General features: G+C 66.5%; 4 protein-coding genes. 3 read left to right on the top strand and 1 reads right to left on the bottom strand.

What is annotated here, in order from left to right:
• Nucleotides 1-160: 160 nt before the first annotated feature.
• Entirely contained in the window at nucleotides 161-538 is a 378-nt protein-coding gene (locus V6M49_RS15220) for a TfoX/Sxy family protein (RefSeq protein WP_332761806.1), read from the bottom strand.
• A gap of 135 nt (nucleotides 539-673) precedes the next feature.
• On the opposite strand from V6M49_RS15220, the gene V6M49_RS15215 reads away from it, so the two are divergent.
• From V6M49_RS15215 to V6M49_RS15205, 3 genes are all read left to right on the top strand, one after another.
• Nucleotides 674-1492: an SDR family NAD(P)-dependent oxidoreductase gene (locus V6M49_RS15215; protein WP_332761804.1), complete on the top strand. Its 819-nt coding sequence runs from the start codon at nucleotides 674-676 to the stop codon at nucleotides 1490-1492.
• A gap of 193 nt (nucleotides 1493-1685) precedes the next feature.
• Nucleotides 1686-3137, top strand: coding sequence for an amino acid permease (locus V6M49_RS15210; RefSeq protein ID WP_442959741.1), 1452 nt, complete (start codon nucleotides 1686-1688; stop codon nucleotides 3135-3137).
• A gap of 96 nt (nucleotides 3138-3233) precedes the next feature.
• Nucleotides 3234-4001 (top strand): IclR family transcriptional regulator, encoded by a 768-nt coding sequence (locus V6M49_RS15205; protein ID WP_332761803.1) that lies wholly within the window; start codon nucleotides 3234-3236, stop codon nucleotides 3999-4001.
• Nucleotides 4002-4058: the final 57 nt, after the last annotated feature.

The following is a 4058-nucleotide window of genomic DNA, read 5'->3' as shown; positions in this document are numbered from 1 at the left end:
AACTCACTCTTCTGGTCAGGCGTGTACTTCCTCTGGCCGACAGCTTCTTTCGTTAAAGACGACACGGTCGTTGCAACTCCCAAAAATTCTGGGTGTTGCAACGACCGCTAGAACCCGCCAATTCCGGGCGCCCCGCCGTCGTCGTACTCCGGGTGCGCCGCTACTTGCGGGGTTTGGCTGCCTTGGGCGCTTTCGGCGGGAGCCCCGCGACGTACTCGAAGGCCTTCTCCACCCAGGCGCCTGCCCGCGCGTCGTCGCCCTCACCCTCGGCGTTCCACACCTCCGGCAGCCCGGTGTAGCCGCCCATGGGCCGCTCCGCCGGGCCGAACGGGACGGTCCGCTCGGTGCTTTCGAGCACCTGCCGGTCTGCGTCGGAGAGCTTCACGCCGATCGTGGAGCCGAACAGTCCGGCGAACATGTTGCCGTTGACGAAGGCGCCCAGGTTGCCGAACATCGGCTTGACCACCACCTCGGGGCTGTCCGGCACTACTGAGCGGAAGCGCTCCTTGGCTTCGTCGGACGCTTTGGCCATCTCCATGTCGCTCTCTCCCAGGGTTGCGGTGTGATTCCTTGTGCAGCTTATGCCCGCCGGTGCGCCGGGGACAGAATTGCCGTACCGCTAGGCTGGCAGGAGTCCGCACTCCCAGGTTCCACCCCAACCGAAGGACACCCCTTGACCCAACGCACCATCGTGATTACCGGCGCCAGCGACGGCATTGGCGCGGCAGCCGCGCGGACGCTGACCCAGGCAGGCGACCGGGTGGTCGTCGTCGGCCGTTCCGAGGAGAAGACGCAGGCCATCGCGAAGGAACTCAACGCCGACTACTTCGTCAGCGACTTCGCCGAGCTGGACCAGGTCCGCACGCTCGCCGCGCAGCTGCGGGACGACTACGACCGGATTGACGTCCTGGCCAACAACGCCGGCGGCATCATGGGCAAGCACCAGCTCACCGTGGACGGCAACGAGTCCACCTTCCAGATCAACCACCTGGCGCCGTTCCTGCTCACCACCGAGCTGATGGACGTCCTCACCGCCAGCAACGCCAAGGTCATCAACACCGCCAGCGCGGCCAACGGCTTCGGCAAAATGGACCTCTTCGACCTCAAATCGGAGCACACCTACTCCACCAACCGCGCCTACGGCACCGCCAAACTCGCCAACATCCTCTTCACATCCGAGCTGCACCGCCGCTTCGGCGAGCACGGAATCACGACGGCGGCGTTCCACCCGGGCGTGGTCCGCACCAACTTCGCGGCAGAGTCCACCAGCCCCATGCGGCACGCCTACAAGACGCTGCTCAACCGCTTTATGCTCACCCCGGACCAGGGCGCCGACACCCTCCTCTGGCTCAGCAACGGCACCGCCGGCACCGACTGGATCTCCGGCGCCTACTACGCCAAGCGCGCCCTCGCCAAGGCCAACGCCCAGGCGTACGACGCCGAGCTGGCGCAGGGTTTGTGGGAGGCCAGCGAGGCGCTCGTCGCCCGCTGAGTTTCCAGCCGGTGGAGGGTCACCCGAGGTAACACGCGTGCAATATGAACAAGTTCGCATGATTTTAACGAGCGTAATTCGGTGATTGTGCTAATTTCTCTCTGTTGACGTGCAGATCTTCGGTACCCGGGACGGGACAGGGGAGTGCGCCCGGCTGCCGCACACCTGCTGACCACCCCTCCTGGAGACGCCCGTGGAAACCCCCTCACCCCTGACGCTCGACGCGACGCCGGACCTGAAGCCCGCCGGGCCCGCGCCGGTCCAACCCGGACTCCGGAGATCCATGGGCACCAGGCACCTGGTGATGATCGCCATGGGCGGCGTCATCGGATCGGGCCTGTTCCTCAGTTCGGGCTACACCATTTCCCAGGCCGGTCCGCTGGGCGCTGTGCTCGCCTACCTGGTGGGCGCGTTTGTGGTGTACCTGGTGATGGCATGCCTGGGTGAGCTGGCCATCGCCTATCCGGTGTCCGGCGCCTTCCACATCTACGCCGCCCGCTCCATCGGGCCCGCCACCGGTTTCGCCACCGCCTGGCTGTACTGGCTCTGCTGGGCGGTGGCCATCGGCTCCGAGTTCACCGCGTCCGGGCTGCTGATGCAGCGCTGGTTCCCGGACGTTGACGTGTGGATCTGGTGCCTGATTTTCGCTGCCGTGCTGTTCGGCTTCAACGCGGTGTCCGCCAAGTTCTTCGGCGAATCCGAATTCTGGTTCGCCATCATCAAAGTGGGCGCCATTATCGGCCTGATCGTCCTCGGCGGCGCCGCCCTGTTCGGTTTCCGTCCACTCAGCGACGGCGCCAGCCACCCCTTCCTCTTCGAGAACTTCAACACGGCGGGCGGCCTCTTCCCCAACGGCTTCACCGGCGTCCTGGTCACCGTGCTCGCCGTCTTCTACGCCTTCTCGGGGTCCGAGCTGATCGGCGTGGCAGCGGGCGAAACCAAGGACCCCGCCACCAGCATCCCCAAAGCCATGCGCACCACAGTGATCCGCCTGTTGATCTTCTTCGTCGGGGCCATCGCCGTCATCGCCGCCACCATCCCCTACAACGAAGTGGGCCTGGACGAGAGCCCGTTCGTTACTGTCTTCTCGGCCATCGGGATCCCGTTCGCCGCCGACATCATGAACTTCGTCATCATCACAGCCCTCCTCTCCGCCGGAAACAGCGGGCTCTTCTCCTGCGCCAGGATGCTCTACTCGCTGGCCGACGAAGGCCACGCGCCCCAGGCCTTCCGGCGCCTCACCCGCCGCGGCATCCCGCTGATCGCCCTCTCGGTGAGCATGGTGGGCGGCATCGCATCGCTGGTCAGCAGCGTGGTGGCCCCGGAAACGGTGTACCTGGTGCTGGTCTCCGTGGCCGGATTCGCCGTGGTGGGGGTGTGGATGTCCATCACCGCCTCGCACTTCTTCCACCGGCGCGCCTTCGTGCGGAACGGCGGCGACGTGGGCGCCCTTGCCTACAAAGCCCCGCTGTTCCCCCTGGTGCCCATCCTGGCGTTCACACTGTGCGTCATCTCGCTCGTGGGCATCGCCCTGGACCCCAACCAGGTGGCCGCCCTCTACTTCGGCATCCCGTTCGTTGCCGCCTGCTACGCCTACTTCTACGTCCGGCACGGCCGGAAACGGCCGACGGCGGCAGTCCAGTAACCAGGCCGGGTCACCTGCGTAACCAGCCCGGGTCACCGTGGAAGATTTGTCGCCGTGGAAGAATAGGGCGGGCACCGGCAGTGAGGGGTAATAAGCGTGGATTCGTCCGCTGAAGCGTCATCGTTGGCGCAGGGGCTCCGCATTGTCCGGCTGGTGGTTGACCGGGAGAAACGCGGGCGGCAGCTGCTGGGCGTCTCCCAGCTGGCCGCGGAGCTGGACATGGACCAAAGCCGCGTCTCACGCCTGACGCAGGAACTGTGCGATCTGGGCCTGCTGGAGCGGGTGGACCGGGGCCCGTTCCGGACCGGGCCGCGGTTCTTCAGCCTTGCCGCATCGCTGAACACTGGCTGGGTACGTGAAGCCAAGCCCGAACTCGAGTCCTTGGTTTCCGCCCTGGGGCTGCGGGTCCGGCTCTCCGTCCGGGACGGTTTCCGGGCGATCCTGTTGCGCGCTTCCAGTAACGACGCCGGCCTGGGCAGCTTCGTTGCTCCGGGCATGGTGACGCCGGTCTGGTGCACCGGTGCCGGCAGGGCTTTGCTCTGGGACCACGACCTACCTGCCCTGGAGTTGCTGCTGCACGAAGTGAACTTCATCGGCGTGGGCGGCCCCGGCGCGGCGCACTCCACCGATGAGGTCCGGGAGCTGATGGCCCGCGACGTGGCGCGCGGCCACATCACCTGCGACGAGGAATTTGAGCATGACATCGTGGAACTCGCAGTCCCGGTGCGTGACGCCGGCGGCAACATCCTGGCCGCACTCAGCGTGCTGGGACGCCGGGCCGAAGTGGGCGACGATGCTGCGGGCATTGCCGCTGTCCTGCGCGGCGCCGCGGACCGACTCGGCTCCTTCGCCGCCGACCGCTAAGCCTGGCTGCCTTCCCGGGGCTGGCCTGAAGTGAATCCATCCTTCCGAGGAGCAGCG

Origin of the sequence: Pseudarthrobacter sp. (assembly GCF_036675385.1) — a bacterium.
Lineage (GTDB): Bacteria > Actinomycetota > Actinomycetes > Actinomycetales > Micrococcaceae > Arthrobacter.
This window is presented reverse-complemented; position numbering and strand designations above follow the sequence as displayed.